The organism is Martelella sp. K41-7 (genome assembly GCF_055808365.1).
Genome location: NZ_CM147867.1, coordinates 3,678,432 through 3,694,369 on the forward strand (window position 1 = coordinate 3,678,432; position 15,938 = coordinate 3,694,369).

18 protein-coding genes are annotated in these 15,938 nt (G+C 59.1%); 3 read left to right on the top strand and 15 right to left on the bottom strand.

Features of this window, described 5'->3' with window-relative positions:
* Positions 1-57 precede the first annotated feature (57 nt).
* Positions 58-1,281, top strand: a complete 1,224-nt coding sequence (locus tag AC0L7L_RS17450) for a serine hydrolase domain-containing protein (protein ID WP_272213337.1) — start codon at positions 58-60, stop codon at positions 1,279-1,281.
* Between the two features lie 75 nt (positions 1,282-1,356).
* On the opposite strand, the gene AC0L7L_RS17455 is transcribed toward AC0L7L_RS17450, so the two are convergent.
* A complete protein-coding gene (locus tag AC0L7L_RS17455) occupies positions 1,357-1,665 on the bottom strand; it encodes a hypothetical protein (RefSeq protein ID WP_473510356.1) in 309 nt (102 codons plus the stop codon).
* Positions 1,666-1,853: 188 nt separating this feature from the next.
* On the opposite strand from AC0L7L_RS17455, the gene AC0L7L_RS17460 reads away from it, so the two are divergent.
* On the top strand, positions 1,854-2,669 hold the full coding sequence (locus AC0L7L_RS17460; protein WP_473510358.1) for a transferrin-binding protein-like solute binding protein: 816 nt from the start codon (positions 1,854-1,856) through the stop codon (positions 2,667-2,669).
* Between the two features lie 150 nt (positions 2,670-2,819).
* A complete protein-coding gene (gene ahcY, locus AC0L7L_RS17465) occupies positions 2,820-4,220 on the top strand; it encodes an adenosylhomocysteinase (RefSeq protein ID WP_473510360.1) in 1,401 nt (466 codons plus the stop codon).
* Positions 4,221-4,286: 66 nt separating this feature from the next.
* Here the strand turns inward: ahcY and AC0L7L_RS17470 are convergent, their stop codons facing one another.
* From AC0L7L_RS17470 to AC0L7L_RS17535, 14 genes are all read right to left on the bottom strand, one after another.
* Complete coding sequence (locus AC0L7L_RS17470; protein ID WP_473510362.1) at positions 4,287-5,630, bottom strand: bifunctional folylpolyglutamate synthase/dihydrofolate synthase; 1,344 nt, start codon at positions 5,628-5,630, stop codon at positions 4,287-4,289.
* A gap of 133 nt (positions 5,631-5,763) precedes the next feature.
* A complete protein-coding gene (gene accD / locus AC0L7L_RS17475) occupies positions 5,764-6,726 on the bottom strand; it encodes an acetyl-CoA carboxylase, carboxyltransferase subunit beta (protein WP_272213341.1) in 963 nt (320 codons plus the stop codon).
* A gap of 42 nt (positions 6,727-6,768) precedes the next feature.
* The gene (gene trpA, locus AC0L7L_RS17480) at positions 6,769-7,608 is read right to left on the bottom strand and encodes a tryptophan synthase subunit alpha (protein WP_272213342.1); all 840 of its coding nucleotides are present in this window, start codon (positions 7,606-7,608) and stop codon (positions 6,769-6,771) included.
* Positions 7,605-8,066, bottom strand: a complete 462-nt coding sequence (locus AC0L7L_RS17485; RefSeq protein WP_272213343.1) for a hypothetical protein — start codon at positions 8,064-8,066, stop codon at positions 7,605-7,607. The genes trpA and AC0L7L_RS17485 overlap by 4 nt, the downstream gene beginning before the upstream one ends.
* Positions 8,067-8,104: 38 nt before the next feature.
* Positions 8,105-8,386: a hypothetical protein gene (locus AC0L7L_RS17490; RefSeq protein WP_473510365.1), complete on the bottom strand. Its 282-nt coding sequence runs from the start codon at positions 8,384-8,386 to the stop codon at positions 8,105-8,107.
* Between the two features lie 4 nt (positions 8,387-8,390).
* Entirely contained in the window at positions 8,391-9,611 is a 1,221-nt protein-coding gene (gene trpB / locus AC0L7L_RS17495) for a tryptophan synthase subunit beta (RefSeq protein WP_272213345.1), read from the bottom strand.
* Between the two features lie 11 nt (positions 9,612-9,622).
* A complete protein-coding gene (locus AC0L7L_RS17500; protein WP_473510368.1) occupies positions 9,623-10,285 on the bottom strand; it encodes a phosphoribosylanthranilate isomerase in 663 nt (220 codons plus the stop codon).
* A 43-nt stretch (positions 10,286-10,328) separates the two neighbouring features.
* Positions 10,329-11,078 (bottom strand): M48 family metallopeptidase, encoded by a 750-nt coding sequence (locus AC0L7L_RS17505; protein ID WP_473510370.1) that lies wholly within the window; start codon positions 11,076-11,078, stop codon positions 10,329-10,331.
* 139 nt (positions 11,079-11,217) lie between these two features.
* Complete coding sequence (locus AC0L7L_RS17510) at positions 11,218-11,649, bottom strand: DUF2852 domain-containing protein (RefSeq protein WP_272213350.1); 432 nt, start codon at positions 11,647-11,649, stop codon at positions 11,218-11,220.
* Positions 11,650-11,811: 162 nt separating this feature from the next.
* Positions 11,812-12,486 carry an anaerobic ribonucleoside-triphosphate reductase activating protein gene (locus AC0L7L_RS17515; RefSeq protein ID WP_272213351.1) on the bottom strand — a complete coding sequence of 225 codons (675 nt, stop codon included), beginning with the start codon at positions 12,484-12,486 and terminating at the stop codon, positions 11,812-11,814.
* Positions 12,455-12,661 carry an anaerobic ribonucleoside-triphosphate reductase gene (nrdD, locus tag AC0L7L_RS17520; protein WP_272213352.1) on the bottom strand — a complete coding sequence of 69 codons (207 nt, stop codon included), beginning with the start codon at positions 12,659-12,661 and terminating at the stop codon, positions 12,455-12,457. Before nrdD ends, AC0L7L_RS17515 begins: the two co-directional genes overlap by 32 nt.
* 12 nt (positions 12,662-12,673) lie before the next feature.
* A complete protein-coding gene (locus tag AC0L7L_RS17525) occupies positions 12,674-14,731 on the bottom strand; it encodes a ribonucleoside triphosphate reductase (RefSeq protein ID WP_473510373.1) in 2,058 nt (685 codons plus the stop codon).
* Positions 14,732-14,928: 197 nt separating this feature from the next.
* A complete protein-coding gene (locus AC0L7L_RS17530) occupies positions 14,929-15,477 on the bottom strand; it encodes a substrate-binding domain-containing protein (RefSeq protein WP_473510375.1) in 549 nt (182 codons plus the stop codon).
* Positions 15,401-15,934, bottom strand: coding sequence for a LacI family DNA-binding transcriptional regulator (locus tag AC0L7L_RS17535; RefSeq protein WP_272213354.1), 534 nt, complete (start codon positions 15,932-15,934; stop codon positions 15,401-15,403). Before AC0L7L_RS17535 ends, AC0L7L_RS17530 begins: the two co-directional genes overlap by 77 nt.
* Positions 15,935-15,938: the final 4 nt, after the last annotated feature.

A 15,938-nucleotide genomic window follows, 5' to 3' on the forward strand; every position in this document is an offset into this window, starting at 1 on the left:
TCTCTTGATTATATAAACATTTGATCAATTATAAGCTATTTAAACTGGAAGAGACATATGGGTCAGAACTTTATTTCGCGGGGCAGCCTGGCATGTTTAGTGGCCGTTGCCGGTGCTTTCTGGGCTACGGCGGCGATGGCCGATATGCAGGAGAACCTGCAAGCCGAGCTGGACAATTTTATTGCGGAGCGCAGCGCACCCGAGGCCGTAACCGGTATCTCGGCCTATGTCAGCCTGGGTGCAGAAGGACCAAACTATCGCGCCTATTCTGGCACCATAGGCAAGGATAGCATTGTGCCGGTGGACGAAGGCACGCTCTTCCAGATCGGCAGCAACACCAAGGGGTTTACCGGTGCGTTGATCCTGGCGCTGGAGGCTGAGGGCAAAGTCGATATCCACGACACCGTGGGCGACTGGCTGCCGGAATATCCGGCGTGGTCCGACGTGACGATTGAGCAATTGTTGCATATGACCAGTGGGCTGCCGACCTATTCCGAGACGACGGAGATGAACGACGCTTTCGTTAACGCTCCCGACCGGGATTTCACCATGCCCGAGCTGATCGCCATGGCCTACCCCAGCGAAACCGTGGACCTTCCGATCCCGGAAGGGTTTTTCTATTCCAATACCAATTATGTTCTGGCGGGGATGATTGCCGAGAAGGCATCGGGGATGCCCTATAAGAACGCGCTCGAGGAGATGCTCTTCAAGCCTGCGGAGCTGACCGAGACCTACTACGAGCCGGATGCCTATGGCGAGGACGTGTTGTCGCGAATGGCTTCCGGGTATTTCAACAACCCAGACTGCACACTCTACGACCTGGATTGCGAAGTCAGCCAGCTGGCTCCAATCCTGGGCCGGGACGTGAAGGCGGATTCGGTGAGCTGGGCGGGGCCTGCGGGTGGGATCGTCAGTACGCCGGAGGATCTGGCGAAATGGATCCGTGCTATCTTTCATGGAAAGGTACTGCCCGAGAAGCAGTTGGCGGAGTTTGTGACGCCGGTTTCGCTGGTGACAGGCAAAATTATCGACGATGTGACAGATGAAGACCCGCAGGGTTTTACGCTTGGTCTGACGCGGGTGACAGCACCTGGGATGGAGCCGGTATATTTCTATCTCGGGATGACGCTCGGATACCGCGCGGCCTTCCTGTATTCGCCGGAACATGACGTGATTGTGACCGGAGCCACCAACTCCCAGCCTCCGGGCGGGCAGGAGATGATGACTCCGATGCTGATCGAGGTTTACAAGGAGGCTCTCGCCGCAAAGGCCGCGCAATAGAGCGCCTGTGATCAGGCCAGCACCCAAAAGGGGTGACGGTCCTGTCTCTGGTGCGTTGCAAGACCCGTGCATCGGTCAGGAAATCGGGAACGATACACGTATCCAAAGTGTCGGATCGCGGTGCGTCTCAAGGACGCACCGCGATCCGGTGATTATTCCGTTCCGGTCGCCTTTGAGCACCGGCACGTCTGAGTCCGGGGCTATGTCGATGAAGTGGCGATCGACTGCAGTCTTGAGATCATGGGCTTTGATCAGGCGCAGTTCCAGTGTCTGCTCGGCTGCACCTTCTTTTAAATCGTGAGCCTCCCGGCGCAACGCTTTCACTTCAGCCGAATAGGATTTGCCGGTGGCACGGCGGATATCCTTGATCGCCTGGTCTGCCAAGGATTTTGCTGCCCGGTTTGCTGCCTCATCGTCACGTCCGTTGCGTGACCTAGATGTTCGGTCCCGTTTTGCGCTTCGTCAGGCTTTAGACACATTTCCGCCACCTTTCGCTTGACCCCGCCCGTAAGGGTTGCGAAACATGATTTACGAGTAGTTAAGACTGACATGGATCTTTGGGGGTCAGGGACATGACGACGATTTATCTGAAGCTGGCGGGTGCGGTGGCGCTGACAGCGCTTGCAGGCTGCAGCGGAGGCGGCAGCAGCGGTGGGGGGCTGGAGCCTAACGCACTTGGTTACTCTGCGGTCGTGACGTTTGATGAAGGCGCTGATCAGTGGCAATCAGAGGATTCCAAGGCACTATTCACTCGCAATGACGATGGGACCCTGACGGTGCAGATTCTTGAAGGCGCCTATGCCGGCGATGAGCGGACTTTTACGCCCAGAAGCGGCAATGGCGGATCAAACGGTCAAGCAACAGCCTATATGACCACCTACAGCCTGGACGATGATCCGATCGTCGCGGTCATCGATGCCCACGATGTTCCGGGCAATGATGCCGCCTATTATGCCTTCCGCTCGACGGAGGGCCTGACGGAAAACATGCCGACTGAGGGGTACGCCTCGTATAACGGAAGTCAATCCGGATTTGCGGTTCAAGCTGCCGGGTCATCCGGAGCGATAGACGGTCCCTTCTCTGCTCAAGTCGATTTTGCGCACGGGACTCTTTTCGGAAGGATAGGCGTTACACCCGGGAACTCTGTTGATTTCAGAGGAACAATCGACGGAGCCGAATTTAAATCCGACCCGGGAAAGATCGCTCTTACCAAAATATACGGAAGTCAGTACGCATACCACACTAGCGTTATCGACCAAAATACCTCCCAGGTTGACGGGGCATTTTACGGAGATGCGGCGAAGGCCATGGGTGGTACCTATGTCATCAACGGTCAGGGCGGGAAGGAAGGAACCCACCTCATCGGTGGATTTAAGGCCGACCAGTAGGCAAACGGCGAGAGAAAGACATAAAGATTTCTTTATGTCTTTCTTGTCAGTTTCTTCCGAGGCTGTTACTAACGGTGCAAACTGAATAAAGCGCGTTGCCCGCATGACCGGGCCCGACGCCGCACCATGCTTTTGCCTCGGGAGTTATCAATGAGCGCCACAGAAGATTTCATCGTTGCCGATATCGCGCTGGCCGATTACGGCCGCAAGGAACTGGATATCGCCGAAACCGAAATGCCGGGCCTGATGGCCGCGCGCGAGGAGTTCGGCGAAAGCCAACCGCTGAAGGGCGCGCGGATTTCCGGTTCGCTGCATATGACGATCCAGACCGGCGTGCTGATCGAAACGTTGAAGGCACTTGGCGCCGATGTACGTTGGGCGTCGTGCAACATTTTCTCTACCCAGGACCATGCCGCCGCCGCGATCGCCGCTACCGGCACGCCGGTCTATGCGGTCAAGGGCGAGACCCTTGCCGAATACTGGACCTATACCGACCAGATATTCCAGTGGACCGATGGCGGCCATTCAAACCTGATCCTCGATGATGGCGGCGACGCCACCATGTATATCCTGATCGGCGCACGCGCTGAAGCTGGTGAAGATGTGCTGTCCAAGCCCGGTTCTGAAGAAGAGGAAGTGCTGTTCGCCCAGATCAAGAAGCGCATGGCGGAAACCCCCGGCTTCTTCACCAGGCAGCGCGATGCGCTTCTGGGTGTGACAGAAGAAACCACCACCGGCGTCAACCGGCTTTATCAGCTTGCACGCGCCGGCCAGCTCCCCTTCCCGGCCATCAACGTCAATGACTCGGTCACCAAGTCGAAATTCGACAACAAGTATGGCTGCAAGGAATCGCTGGTCGACGGTATCCGTCGCGCCACCGACGTGATGATGGCAGGCAAGGTCGCTGTCGTCTGTGGCTATGGCGATGTCGGCAAGGGCTGCGCGGCTTCGCTCGTCGGTGCTGGCGCGCGCGTCAAGGTGACGGAAGCCGATCCGATCTGCGCGCTTCAGGCCGCCATGGACGGTTTCGAGGTCGTGCTTCTGGAAGACGTCGTTTCCACTGCCGATATCTTCGTCACCACCACCGGCAACAAGGACATTATCCGCCTCGAGCATATGCGCGAGATGAAGGATATGGCGATTGTCGGCAATATTGGCCATTTCGACAACGAAATCGAGGTCAATTCGCTCCGCAATTACAAATGGACCAATATCAAGCCGCAGGTCGACATGATCGCCTTTCCTGACGGCAAGCGGTTGATCCTGCTATCCGAAGGTCGCCTTCTGAACCTCGGCAATGCCACCGGTCACCCCTCCTTCGTGATGTCAGCCTCGTTCACCAATCAGGTTCTGGCACAGATGGAAATCTTCCTGCATCGCGACAAATACGAAAACACCGTCCATGTTCTGCCGAAGCATCTCGATGAGAAGGTTGCCCGCCTTCATCTCGACAAGCTCGGCGCCAAGCTGACGGTTCTGTCGGACGAACAGGCTGCCTATATCGGCGTGACGCCGGAAGGCCCGTTCAAGCCGGAACACTACCGCTACTGATCAAATACAAACCGGCCGCAGCGAAAGCGATTTCACTGCGGCCGCTCTGTTTGAAATTCAGGCGCATCAGAGCGGCGGCGTGCCGTTTTCAAAAAGCGCATTGCCCGCAAAATAGAGCGATCCACCGATCAGGATGCGCGGCGCTGGCTGGTCGGCGCGCACCCGCAGACAAATCGCGGCCAGCGCCTCGCCGATCGAGGAAACCGGTTCTGCAGACAGACCGGCATCGGCAGCAGATGAGGCAAGCGCAACGGGATCGATGAAGGCCTCGGTGCCCTTGATCGGCGCGCAATAGACATAGTTTGTCAGCCCTGCGAAATGCTCGAAAAAGCCGAATGGGTCTTTGGTGTTGATCATGCCGATGATCAGGTACAGCGGGCGCGGATCGCGCTCTTCGAAACCGGCGAGCGCTTCGGCAATCACCTCGCCAGCGCCGGGATTATGCCCGCCATCCAGCCAGATTTCGCTGCCTTCCGGCGCAGCCGTTACCAGATCGCCCTCTGTCAGCCGTTGCAGGCGTGCGGGCCAGAACACATTGCGCATGGCCGTTTCCACGGCGCGCTCGTCAATAGCGAAACCTGCGGCCTTCACCGCCGAGATAGCGGCAGCGGCATTGGCATACTGGTGGCGGCCGGGCAGCGCCGGCAGTGGCAGGTCCATCAGCCCGTCGCCGTCCTGATAGACCAGCCGACCGTGTTCCTCATGCGCGCCGTAATCCTGGCCGTAAAGATGCAGCGGGCAGCCAAGCCTGTCGGCGGTCGCAATCAACACCTCCTCGGCCGCTTCATTTTCCTGCTGGCCAATGACAACCGGCACGCCCTTCTTCATTATCCCGGCCTTTTCAGCGGCAATCAGCTCGACGCGGTCCCCGAGATAGGCCTGATGATCGAGCGAGATCGGCATGATGACGCTGACGGCCGGTTTGTCGATGATGTTGGTAGCATCGAAACGCCCGCCAAGACCAACCTCCAGCACCACTGCATCGGCAGGAATTTCCGCAAAAAGCACGAACGTCGCCGCTGTCAGCAATTCAAACACCGTGGCAGTCGCGCCCGCATTGGCCGCTTCCACGCGTTTCAGTGTTTCCGCCAGCAATTGGTCGTCAACATAGCCGCTGGTGCCACCAGGACCGCCGATACGGAAGCGCTCATGCCAGCGCACCAGATGCGGAGAGGAATGAACGTGAACAGAAAGGCCCCCGGCTTCCAGCAGCGCCCGGGTAAAGGCGCTTGCCGAGCCCTTGCCATTTGTACCGGCGATGTGGATCACCGGCGGCAGCGATAGATGCGGATTGCCGAGCTTTCCGAGAAGGATCCGGATCCGCTCGAGCGACAGATCGAAGCCCTTGGGATGCAATTGCATCAGGTGATCGATCACACGCTCGGCAGCGCCGAGGGAATGCTTGTCCATGATTGGTCCGATTTCCGGGGCGCCGGGCTTCTCTCAGCCGCGCCCTGCTTCACTCTTGTTCCCGGTAGCTAGCACCGGGGACAGCTTCCCCGCGCCACCTTGCCGGGTCTGACCGCCAGCGGCTTTTGCCGCTTCATTTCTGCGGTGCCGGTGCCGGTGCCTCGTCGCGTTCGAGCGTTTCATGCGGCGTCTCGTCAGCGATAGCATCCTGATGCTTCGGCGGCTCCAGCATGGCATTGGCCGTTGCCGGTGCGCCGGTCATGATCTTCAGGATGCGGGCCAGCGTTTCGGGAATATCGTGACGAACGACCACCATATCGACCATTCCGTGATCCAGCAGATATTCCGCGGTCTGGAAACCATCGGGAAGCTGCTCGCGAATGGTCTGCTCGATCACGCGACGCCCGGCAAAGCCGATTTCGGCGCCGGGTTCGGCAATGTGCAGGTCGCCCAGCATCGCATAGGAGGCGGAAACACCACCGGTCGTCGGGTTGGTCAGCACGACGATATAGGGCAGGCCTGCCTCGCGCATCAACTCGACCATCACGGTCACACGCGGCATCTGCATCAGCGACAACACGCCTTCCTGCATGCGCGCGCCGCCGGAAGCCGGAAAAATCACCAGCGGGCAGTGTTCTTTCAGCGCGCGGTCAAAAGCCTGGATGATCGCTTCGCCAGCCGCCATGCCGAGCGAGCCGCCCAGAAACTTGAACTCGTGAACCACGGCAACCAGCTTCAGGCCCTCAAGCGCGCCGACACCGGCGACAATCGTGTCTTCCTGGCCAGTCTTGGTGCGGTTTTCCTTCAAGCGGTCGGCATATTTCTTGGAATCGCGAAATTTCAGCGGGTCCTGCGCCACCTTCGGCTGCGGCAGGTCCTCGAACTTGCCCTCATCAAACAGGTCGGCAAGGCGAGCGCGTGCCGGCATCTTCATGTGGAAGCCGGACGAGGGGATCACCCACTTGTTTTCTTCCAGATCGGTATGAAACACCATGGCCCCGGTTTCGGGACACTTGATCCACAAATTCTCGGGAACTTCGCGCCGGCCGAACATGGAGTTGATCCGCGGCCGCACATAATTGGTTATCCAGTTCACCAAAGGAACCTCCTGAATAGCATTGCCTGCGGTTTGCCAGATTTACTCCGCCGCCGCAAGGCGGGCATCGCGAACGCCGCTCGAAAGCCCGCGAACAAAGGTCGAAACCGCGTCAACCGTGTCCTTGCCGCCCTTGCCATTGGCATCAAGCGTGCCGGCGATCTGGTTGACGACCGCCGTGCCGACCACGACGCCATCGGCCGCCGCACCAATGAGGCGAGCATGTTCGGCCGTCTTCACGCCGAAACCAACGCAGACGGGAAGATCGGTATGCGCCTTGATGCGCGACACCGCAGCCCCAACACGCGAAGGATCCGGCAGCGCCGATCCGGTAATACCGTTCATCGAGACGTAGTAGACGAAGCCGGATGTGTTCTTCAAAACCGCCGGAAGACGCTTCTCATCGGTCGTCGGTGTGGCCAGACGGATGAAATTGAGCCCTTTCGCAAGCGCCGGCAGGCAGAGTTCATTGTCCATCTCCGGCGGCAGGTCGACGATGATCAGACCGTCAATGCCAGCGTCAAGGGCAACCTCGACGAAGCGCTCGACACCATAGATATAGATCGGATTGTAATAGCCCATCATCACGATCGGCGTATCGGCGTCGTCTTCACGGAACCGGCGAGCCAGTTCCAGCGTCTTTTCCAGCGTCTGACCGCCCTTGAGCGCGCGCAACCCTGCCATCTGGATCGCCGGGCCGTCAGCCATCGGGTCTGAAAACGGCATGCCGAGTTCAATCACATCGGCGCCCGCCTTCGGCAGCGCCTTCATGATGGCCAGCGAGGTTTCGAAATCGGGGTCGCCGCCCATGAAATAGGTGATCAGCGCCGGCCGGCCCTCGGCCTTCAGTGCGGCAAAGCGTTTTTCCATACGTTCGGTCATACTGTACTCCGTGGCATCCTCGATGCGAAATAGTCGGTAAGCGGCGCTCCAGACAAAGCGGTATCCATAAACGCCTTCCGCTCAAAATCAATAACACCCAGCTCCCAGACGCAGGCCAGAACCCCTGCCGGAACCGGTGAAAACCGTGGCGATCCATCGCCAAGTTCAGCCTGCCACATGGCGTGCGAGGCGATACCGCCCTCAAGCCACCAGTGCAGCAACAGCCACAAACCGTCCTCGCCGCGATGCAATACCGCAAACCCTGCATTCAGGTGCGCCCGGTCGGTCTTCGCCGTCTCCACAACGGCAACCGCTGCTTCAAGCTCGGCGTCTGAAAAATCGAGTTCCGGCGACGTCGAAATGCCGTTCAACTTGACCAGACCGCCATCTGCGTGAACGTCGCGCACAAAACCTGCAACCCTCGGGGAATATCGTTCAGCCAGCGTTTCGGCTTTCATGACCTCCCTTTCACGCACTGTCCCGGCGTCGATCCACGCTATTCCGCCTGGTTCCAGGCCGAAATCGCCTTTACCAGCGATTTGTGCACCGCCTTCATGTTCAGGACCAGACTATCCAGTTCGGCATCGGCAGGCCTGCCCTCAGAAAATGCCGAAAGGGCTGCCGCCATCTCGATATTGTAAAGGTTCTGGTGTGCGAGTGCTTCCACCACGGCGCGGCGCAGATCCGGCACGTCTGCGGTTTGTTCCTCGATAATGTCGAACAGCGCTTCGGCCATGTCCGACATTTCCTCAATGGTTGCAGCGCGCGCCACCGTCATCGCCTCACATCTCCATGCCGAGGATCTTGCTAACAGTGTGGACGTCCTTGTCGCCGCGACCGGAGAGGTTGGCGAGAATGATCTCGTCCTTGCCCATCTTCGGCGCGCGCTTGATGATCTCGGCGATCGCGTGGCTGGGTTCCAGCGCCGGAATGATGCCCTCAAGCCGGGTCATAAGCTGAAAGGCTTCCAGCGCCTCGTCGTCGAGGATCGGCACATAATCCACACGCCCGATATCATTGAGCCATGAATGCTCCGGCCCGATGCCCGGATAATCAAGCCCGGCGGAGACCGAATGGCCTTCCTTGATCTGGCCGTCGCCATCCTGCAGCAGATAGGTGCGGTTGCCATGAAGCACGCCGGGTGCGCCCGCCGTCAGCGAAGCGCAATGCTCTTCACCCTCAAGCCCGCGCCCGCCGGCTTCAACGCCGACAATCTTGACATCTGGATCATCGAGGAAGGGGTGGAAAATGCCGATGGCATTCGAACCGCCGCCGACAGCCGCAATCACCAGATCGGGAAGCCGGCCTTCGGCCTCCATCATCTGTTCGCGCGCTTCCGTGCCGATCACGGACTGGAAATCGCGGACCATTTCCGGATAGGGGTGCGGGCCTGCAGCCGTGCCGATCAGGTAATAGGTGTCATCGACATTGGTGACCCAGTCGCGCAACGCCTCGTTCATCGCGTCCTTCAGCGTGCCGTGGCCGGCCGTCACCGGTATCACCTCGGCACCGAGAAGCTTCATGCGGAACACGTTGGGCGCCTGACGCTCAACATCGGTTGCCCCCATATAGACCACGCAGGGCAGACCGAAGCGGGCGGCAACGGTGGCAGACGCCACGCCATGCTGGCCGGCACCGGTCTCCGCGATAATCCGGGTCTTGCCCATGCGCTTGGCCAACAGGATCTGACCGAGGCAATTGTTGATCTTGTGCGAGCCGGTGTGGTTCAACTCCTCGCGCTTGAAGTAAATCTTGGCGCCGCCGAGATGCTCGGAGAGCCGTTCGGCATAATAGAGCGGGCTCGGGCGGCCGGTATAATGCTTGCCGAGCGACGTCAGCTCCGCCTCGAAAGCCGGATCGATCTTGGCCTTTTCCCACTCCGCCTGCAGGTCCAGGATCAGCGGCATAAGTGTTTCAGCCACGAAGCGTCCGCCGAAAATGCCGAACAGACCGCTCTCGTCGGGGCCGGATTTGAAGGAGTTTGGTTTTGGCGTCTCGTTCACGTCAGTCTCCATCAGGCCGTCTGGCGCATCAGCGCTTTTTCAACGGCATCAAAAAAGGCATCGATCCGGGCCGGATCCTTGATGCCGGGCGCGCTTTCCACACCCGATGATACGTCCAGGCCCGGCGCTTGGATTTCATTGAGCGCGGCACCCACATTATCTGCATTCAGGCCGCCGGACAGAAACCAAGGGATAGTCGCCTGATAGCCGGCAAGCAAGCGCCAATCAAAGGCGATGCCGTTTCCACCGGGAAGGGCTGCATTTTCAGGCGGCTTGGCATCGAACAGAATGCGATCGGCGACATCTTCATAGTCGCCCACGAAGCCAAGGTCCTGCGGGTTGCGGACCGAAAACGCCTTGATCACCGGCAGCGCGTATAGCGCCTTCACGGTCACCACCCGGTCGGGGCTTTCCTTGCCATGCAGCTGCAGCATATCGGGCCGCGCGCCATAGACGATTTCCTCAAGCGCCTCATTATCGGCATTGACGGTGACGGCAACCGTCTTCGCCCGGCCGCGCACATGCTCGATCAGCGAAGCGGCGACGTCGATATCCACATGGCGCGGGCTCTTCTCGAAGAAGATGAAGCCAACATGGCTGGCGCCGCGGGCAATCACATGGTCGAGCGTCTCTCTGGCTCTGATCCCGCAGATCTTGATGTCCGGTCTTTTCATCGGTCTTTTCTATCACAAACAGGGGTGGACTGCGAAGGCTTCATCACAGAACGGGCGTCTCGAAGCGGACCGCATGCAGAAACGAACCTTCAGTCTTCAGCCATTGCCGCGCCTCCGGTGTGCGCGGGCAGAGTTTCTCGCACAACGCCCAGAAGTGCGGGCCATGGTTCATCTGGGAAAGATGGGCGACCTCGTGGGCGGCGAGATAATCAACCACGAACAAGGGCGCCATGGCGATACGCCAGGAGAAATTGAGATTGCCGACCGAAGAGCACGACCCCCAGCGCGAGCGCGTGTCCTTGAAGGAAATCGCCGCATAGGACTTTCCGCTGGCCGCCGCATGAAACTTTACCCGTTCGGTGATCTCGCGCCGCGCCTCCTTCTTCAGGTAATCGGCGACCCTGCGACCGATGCTTTCTGCCGGGCCGGACACCAGCAACACCCGGCCCTCGCCGTCATCCCGGCTTTCGGTGACGCCGCGCAGATTGCCGCTGTGGCGGATGGTGTGCGGAATGCCGAAGACCGAAACCGTGCCGCCGTCGGCGATATGGTTGCTGCGGCCTTCAAACCGGGTCATGCGTTCCAGCAGCCAGTCATGATGGCGGCGCAGGAAGCCATCGACCTCGTGGCGGGCAAGGCCGGGCGGCACGGTCAGGCTTATGGCATGGCCGCCTGGCTCGATCTTCAGCGTCATCCGGCGGGCGCGCGCGTTCGTCTTCAGGTTGAGTGGCAGCAGCCTGCCGCCAAGATCAATCGTCGTGGTTTTCGCGCGCTTTTCCACGTATCCGCTCATTCTTCCGGTCGTTTTGGAGAGGGGTAGCGCTTTTCTCACCGGCGCACCAGAAGCGGGCATAAAAAAACGGCACCGCCCTGGGGGAAAGGGCAATGCCGGAAAGTGTCGGAGGTCACTTTGTTGTTATGCCCCGGGGTTGTTATGCCCCGGGCGCAGGGTTTGATCCGGAAGCATTGAAGTTGCCACCGCGCTCACGCATGAACCGGTCGAATTCCTCACGGTCGCGTGCCTTGCGCAGTTCATCACTATAGCGGTCGAATTCGGCGTGCATCTCGTCAAGCTTGCGACGCTCTGCCTCAATCCGTTCCATTTCGCTGCGGCGCCACTCATCGAAGGCGGCATTGCCGGTCGGATGCATGGTGGTGTCCGCATTGCGCATATTGCGCTTGCAGGAGCCAAAAGCCCGCTCGGCCGAGCGTTTCCACTCACCCTTGTTCATGTTCAGCCTGTCGCCCCAGATGATGTATGCAAGCATGACAAGGCCCAGCGGCCAGAAGACGACAAAGCCGATCACCATCAGGGCGATCGTGAGTGGCGTCCACGCCGGACGCAACAATGCGGTCTCGTTCATCTTAAGTTTTCCTCGCTTTGTACCGGCATAAAAACTGCCGTTAGAAGCTATATGGAAATGCGCTTTATTGGCTTCAAGACTTGTTGTTCCGATTTCGAGTATTGTTCGCAATCAAGGCAAAAATGGGTCGCGCCTGTTCGGATTTGCAACGGCTGCTCTTTATCAGGCGGTCATCGTACTTTCACGATCCTTGAGCGCCCGGTTCATCCGTTCGGTATCGACGCCGGTGGTACGGTATGTCTGGCGTTTCCAGTTTGTCACGCCGCGCGCGGCAAGCTGGCGCCGCAGCATTTCGATGTCAGCCTCTGAGAGCAGGCGTTCATGCACCGTGGTGCGGACCTCATAGTCGATTCCGCTTTCAAGCACATAGTCCAGACTTTCGAAGGCATGGGCTGCACTTTGCGGCGTGCCGGTCATCCGGTCATAGGCGTGTGTCGGGGCCTTGATGTCGAGGCCGATCCAGTCAGCCAGGGCAAGCGCATCCCGCAGCCTTTCGGGATAGACCCCGCCGGAATGCAGGCCGACTTTGAAGCCCATGGCGCGCACCGCTTCCATTGCCGGCAACAATGCCTTTTGCAAGGTCGGTTCGCCCCCGGAAAAGACGACGCCGTCCAGAAGACCGCGCCGGCTTTCAAGAAAACCGAGAATAGCGTCGAAGCTGAAATCCGTCTTTGCTGCCGCATCCAGCAGCGACGGGTTATGGCAGTAGGGGCAGCGCCACGGACATCCCTGAAGGAAGAGCGTGGCGACGATCCTGTCGGGCCAGTCGCAAAGCGAGAACGGTTCCAGCCCGCCAACGCTGAGGTTACTGGCCGTTATTTGCTGTAACCTGGCCATGCGACACTTCCCGGAAATAGCGGCGCTCAGTGAATTCGCCCTTCTTGCCGCGGTTGAACGAGGAAACCGGGCGGTGATAGCCCATCACCCGCGTCCAGATTTCGCAGGGCTGGCGCTCTTCGTCCGAGAGCGTGATTTCGGCGTCTGCAGCAATGTCATTTTCCATAAGGGACATGTTTCTTTCCTTTCATTCGGCAGCAATGAGTGTTGCGCGTTTCTTCGCCAGCTTTTCGGCATCGCATTTCGGGCAGAACGCATGTTCACCCTCGATGTAACCATGCGTCGGGCAGATGGAGAATGTCGGCGTAACGGTGATATAGGGCAGGCGGAAATTGCTCAGTGAACGGCGCACAAGGTTCTTGCAGGCCTCGCCGGAAGACATGCGGCTGCCCATGTAGAGATGCAGCACTGTGCCACCGGTATATTTCTTCTGCAGCACTTCCTGTCGTGAAAGCGCCTCAAACGGATCATCGGTAAAGCCGGCGGGAAGCTGGCTGGAATTGGTGTAATAGGCCTGATCCTCGGTGCCGGCCTGAATGATCTCGGGGAAGCGCTTTTTGTCCTCGCGGGCAAAACGATGCGCGGTGCCTTCAGCCGGTGTCGCCTCAAGATTATAGAGGTGGCCGGTTTCTTCCTGGTAGGAAACGATCTTTTCGCGGACATGATCCAGCAGGCGCAGCGCCAGTGCGTATCCCTCTTCAGTGGTGATATCCTCACGGTCGCCGGTGAAGTTGCGGATCATCTCGTTGACGCCGTTGACGCCGAGCGTGGAGAAATGATTGCGCAACGTGCCGAGATAGCGCTTGGTATAGGGGAACAAACCCTCGTCAATCAGCCGCTGGATCACCTTGCGCTTGATTTCGAGGCTGTCGCGGCCAAGGTCGAGCAATTCGTCCAGACGCGCCAGAAGTCCGGCTTCGTCGCCCTTGTGGGTAAAGCCGAGGCGGGCGCAATTGATGGTGACGACGCCGAGCGAGCCAGTCTGTTCGGCACTGCCGAAAAGCCCGTTGCCGCGCTTCAGAAGTTCCGTCAGGTCGAGCTGCAGACGGCAGCACATCGACCGCACCATGTTTGGTGAGAGTTCCGAATTCAGAAAATTCTGAAAATAGGGCAGGCCGTATTTCGCCGTCATTTCAAAAAGCCGTGTGGCATTCTCGCTTTCCCAAGGAAAGTCCGGTGTGATGTTGTAGGTCGGGATCGGGAAGGTGAACACCCGGCCCTTGGCGTCACCTCTAGTCATGACTTCCATATAAGCACGGTTGATCATGTCCATTTCGACCTGCAGCTCGCCATAGGCAAACGGCAATTCCTCACCACCGATGATCGGATGCTGGTCTTTCAGGTCATCTGGGCAGACCCAGTCGAAGGTCAGGTTCGTAAACGGTGTCTGCGTGCCCCAGCGCGAAGGGACGTTCAGATTGTAGATCAGTTCCTGGATCGACTGCAGCACATCTTCGTAAGCGAGATTATCCTTGCGGATGAACGGCGCCATATAGGTGTCGAACGACGAAAACGCCTGTGCACCAGCCCATTCATTCTGCAGCGTGCCGAGGAAATTGACGATCTGGCCAACGGCCGACGACATGTGTTTCGGCGGATCGGCCTCGACCTTGCCGGGCACGCCATTCAGTCCCTCGGTCAAAAGCATTCGAAGCGACCATCCGGCGCAGTATCCCGACAGCATGTCGAGGTCATGGATATGCAGATCGCCTGCGCGGTGGGCTTCGCCGATTTCCGGCGCATAGACATGGGAAAGCCAGTAATTGGCGACCACCTTGCCGGAAACATTGAGGATCAACCCGCCCAGCGAATAGCCCTGGTTGGCATTGGCGTTGACCCGCCAGTCGGAGCGGTCGAGATATTCGTCGATCGAGGAAATCACATCGACGGCGACCTTACCGCTTTCGCGCAGCTTGGCGTGTTTCTCACGGTAGACAATATAGGCGCGCGCGGTCTCGAAGAAATTGGCCGAAATCAGCACCTGTTCGACGATATCCTGCACGCGCTCGATATCGATTGCGTCATTCAGCGCACTGTGGCTCACGACCTTGGTCACCTGGTCCGTCAGCCTGCGTGCTTCGCCTAGGCCGAAAGCCTCGGTGGCGTCGCCTGCCTTGGCGATGGCGCGTTCGATCTTTTCCGCCGAAAATGGCACACGCGTTCCGTTTCGTTTGACAACGACGGATGGCAGTCTTTCTTCTGTTGCAGCGGACAGTTTTTCCATCGCGACACGCGATTCCGGCATGATCAGTTCCCCTCATCTAGAGATCATGGCCGCACCGTATGTAGTGTATCGCTTCGACACTGCGTCAATATATGGTGTTTTCGGCCAGCTCTATCGATGAACCGATTCGCGCCTTGATGCCTTGCACATCGTCAGATCGCGGTGACTTTCCATGAGAATTTTGCCGTATTCCCGTCCACCGGGAGCAGGCAAACAAACTAATGGCGACCGCTGGTATCGCGCACCGTCAGTGTCACCGGTGAAAACGCCTTTTCAGGCGGCCGTTCTCCGGTTTCCAGCCAGGCCAGCATGGTGGCGGCGGCATGGCAGCCAAAGGCGCCGATATCACAGTGGACGGAGGATAATTTCGGAAAGGCCAGCGCGCATTCCTCGATGTCATCGAAACCGATCAGCGCGATATCGCGGCCGACAGCGACCCCGGCCTCCGCAAAGCCTGCCATCATGCCCAGCGCCACCAGATCGTTAAAGCAGAGCACGGCATCGAGCTTACGGGGATCGCGCGCAAGCTTCAGTGCTGCATCACGGCCGAAGGCGCGCGTCGGGCGGCCCAGCAGGATGAAATCCTCGGCCCCGGTCTCGGCGATCACGGCGCGGTATCCAGCCATCCGCTCATGGGTCACGGCCCGGTCCGGCAAGCCGCCGACAAAGGCGATGTTTGCAGCACCCGCTTCAACGAGATGGCGAGCCGCTTCCAGACTCCCCCTCGTAATCCAGCGAGGCAAAGGGAAAACGTGCGGTGTCGGCACTGGCCATGCGCAGCACCTGCAACGCCGGCAGGCCTGCGCGCGCGATCCGCTCGAACACAGCGCCATCATCGCCATAGGCCGGCGACATGATCAGCGCCGAAACCCCGTGCTCGACCATCGAGGCGATCACCTGATCCTGTATCCCGACATCCTCGTCGGTATTGGCGATCACGGTGGCAAAACCGTGCTCGGCGAAGGTCATCTGGGCGCTGGCTGCAAACTCGGCGAAGAACGGATTGCGAAGATCATTGATAACGAGACCGATCAGCCCGGCCTCGGCCCCGCGCAGGTTGGCCGCAGCGCGGTTATAGACATAGTTCAACGCCTGCATCGATTGTTCGACACGGGCGCGGGTCTCCTTTTTCACCAGCGGTGAATTCTGCAAAACGAGCGAAACCGTCGATTTGGAAAGCCCTGCATGGCGGGCCACATCGATGATTGTCGGTCGTCTCGCCATATCC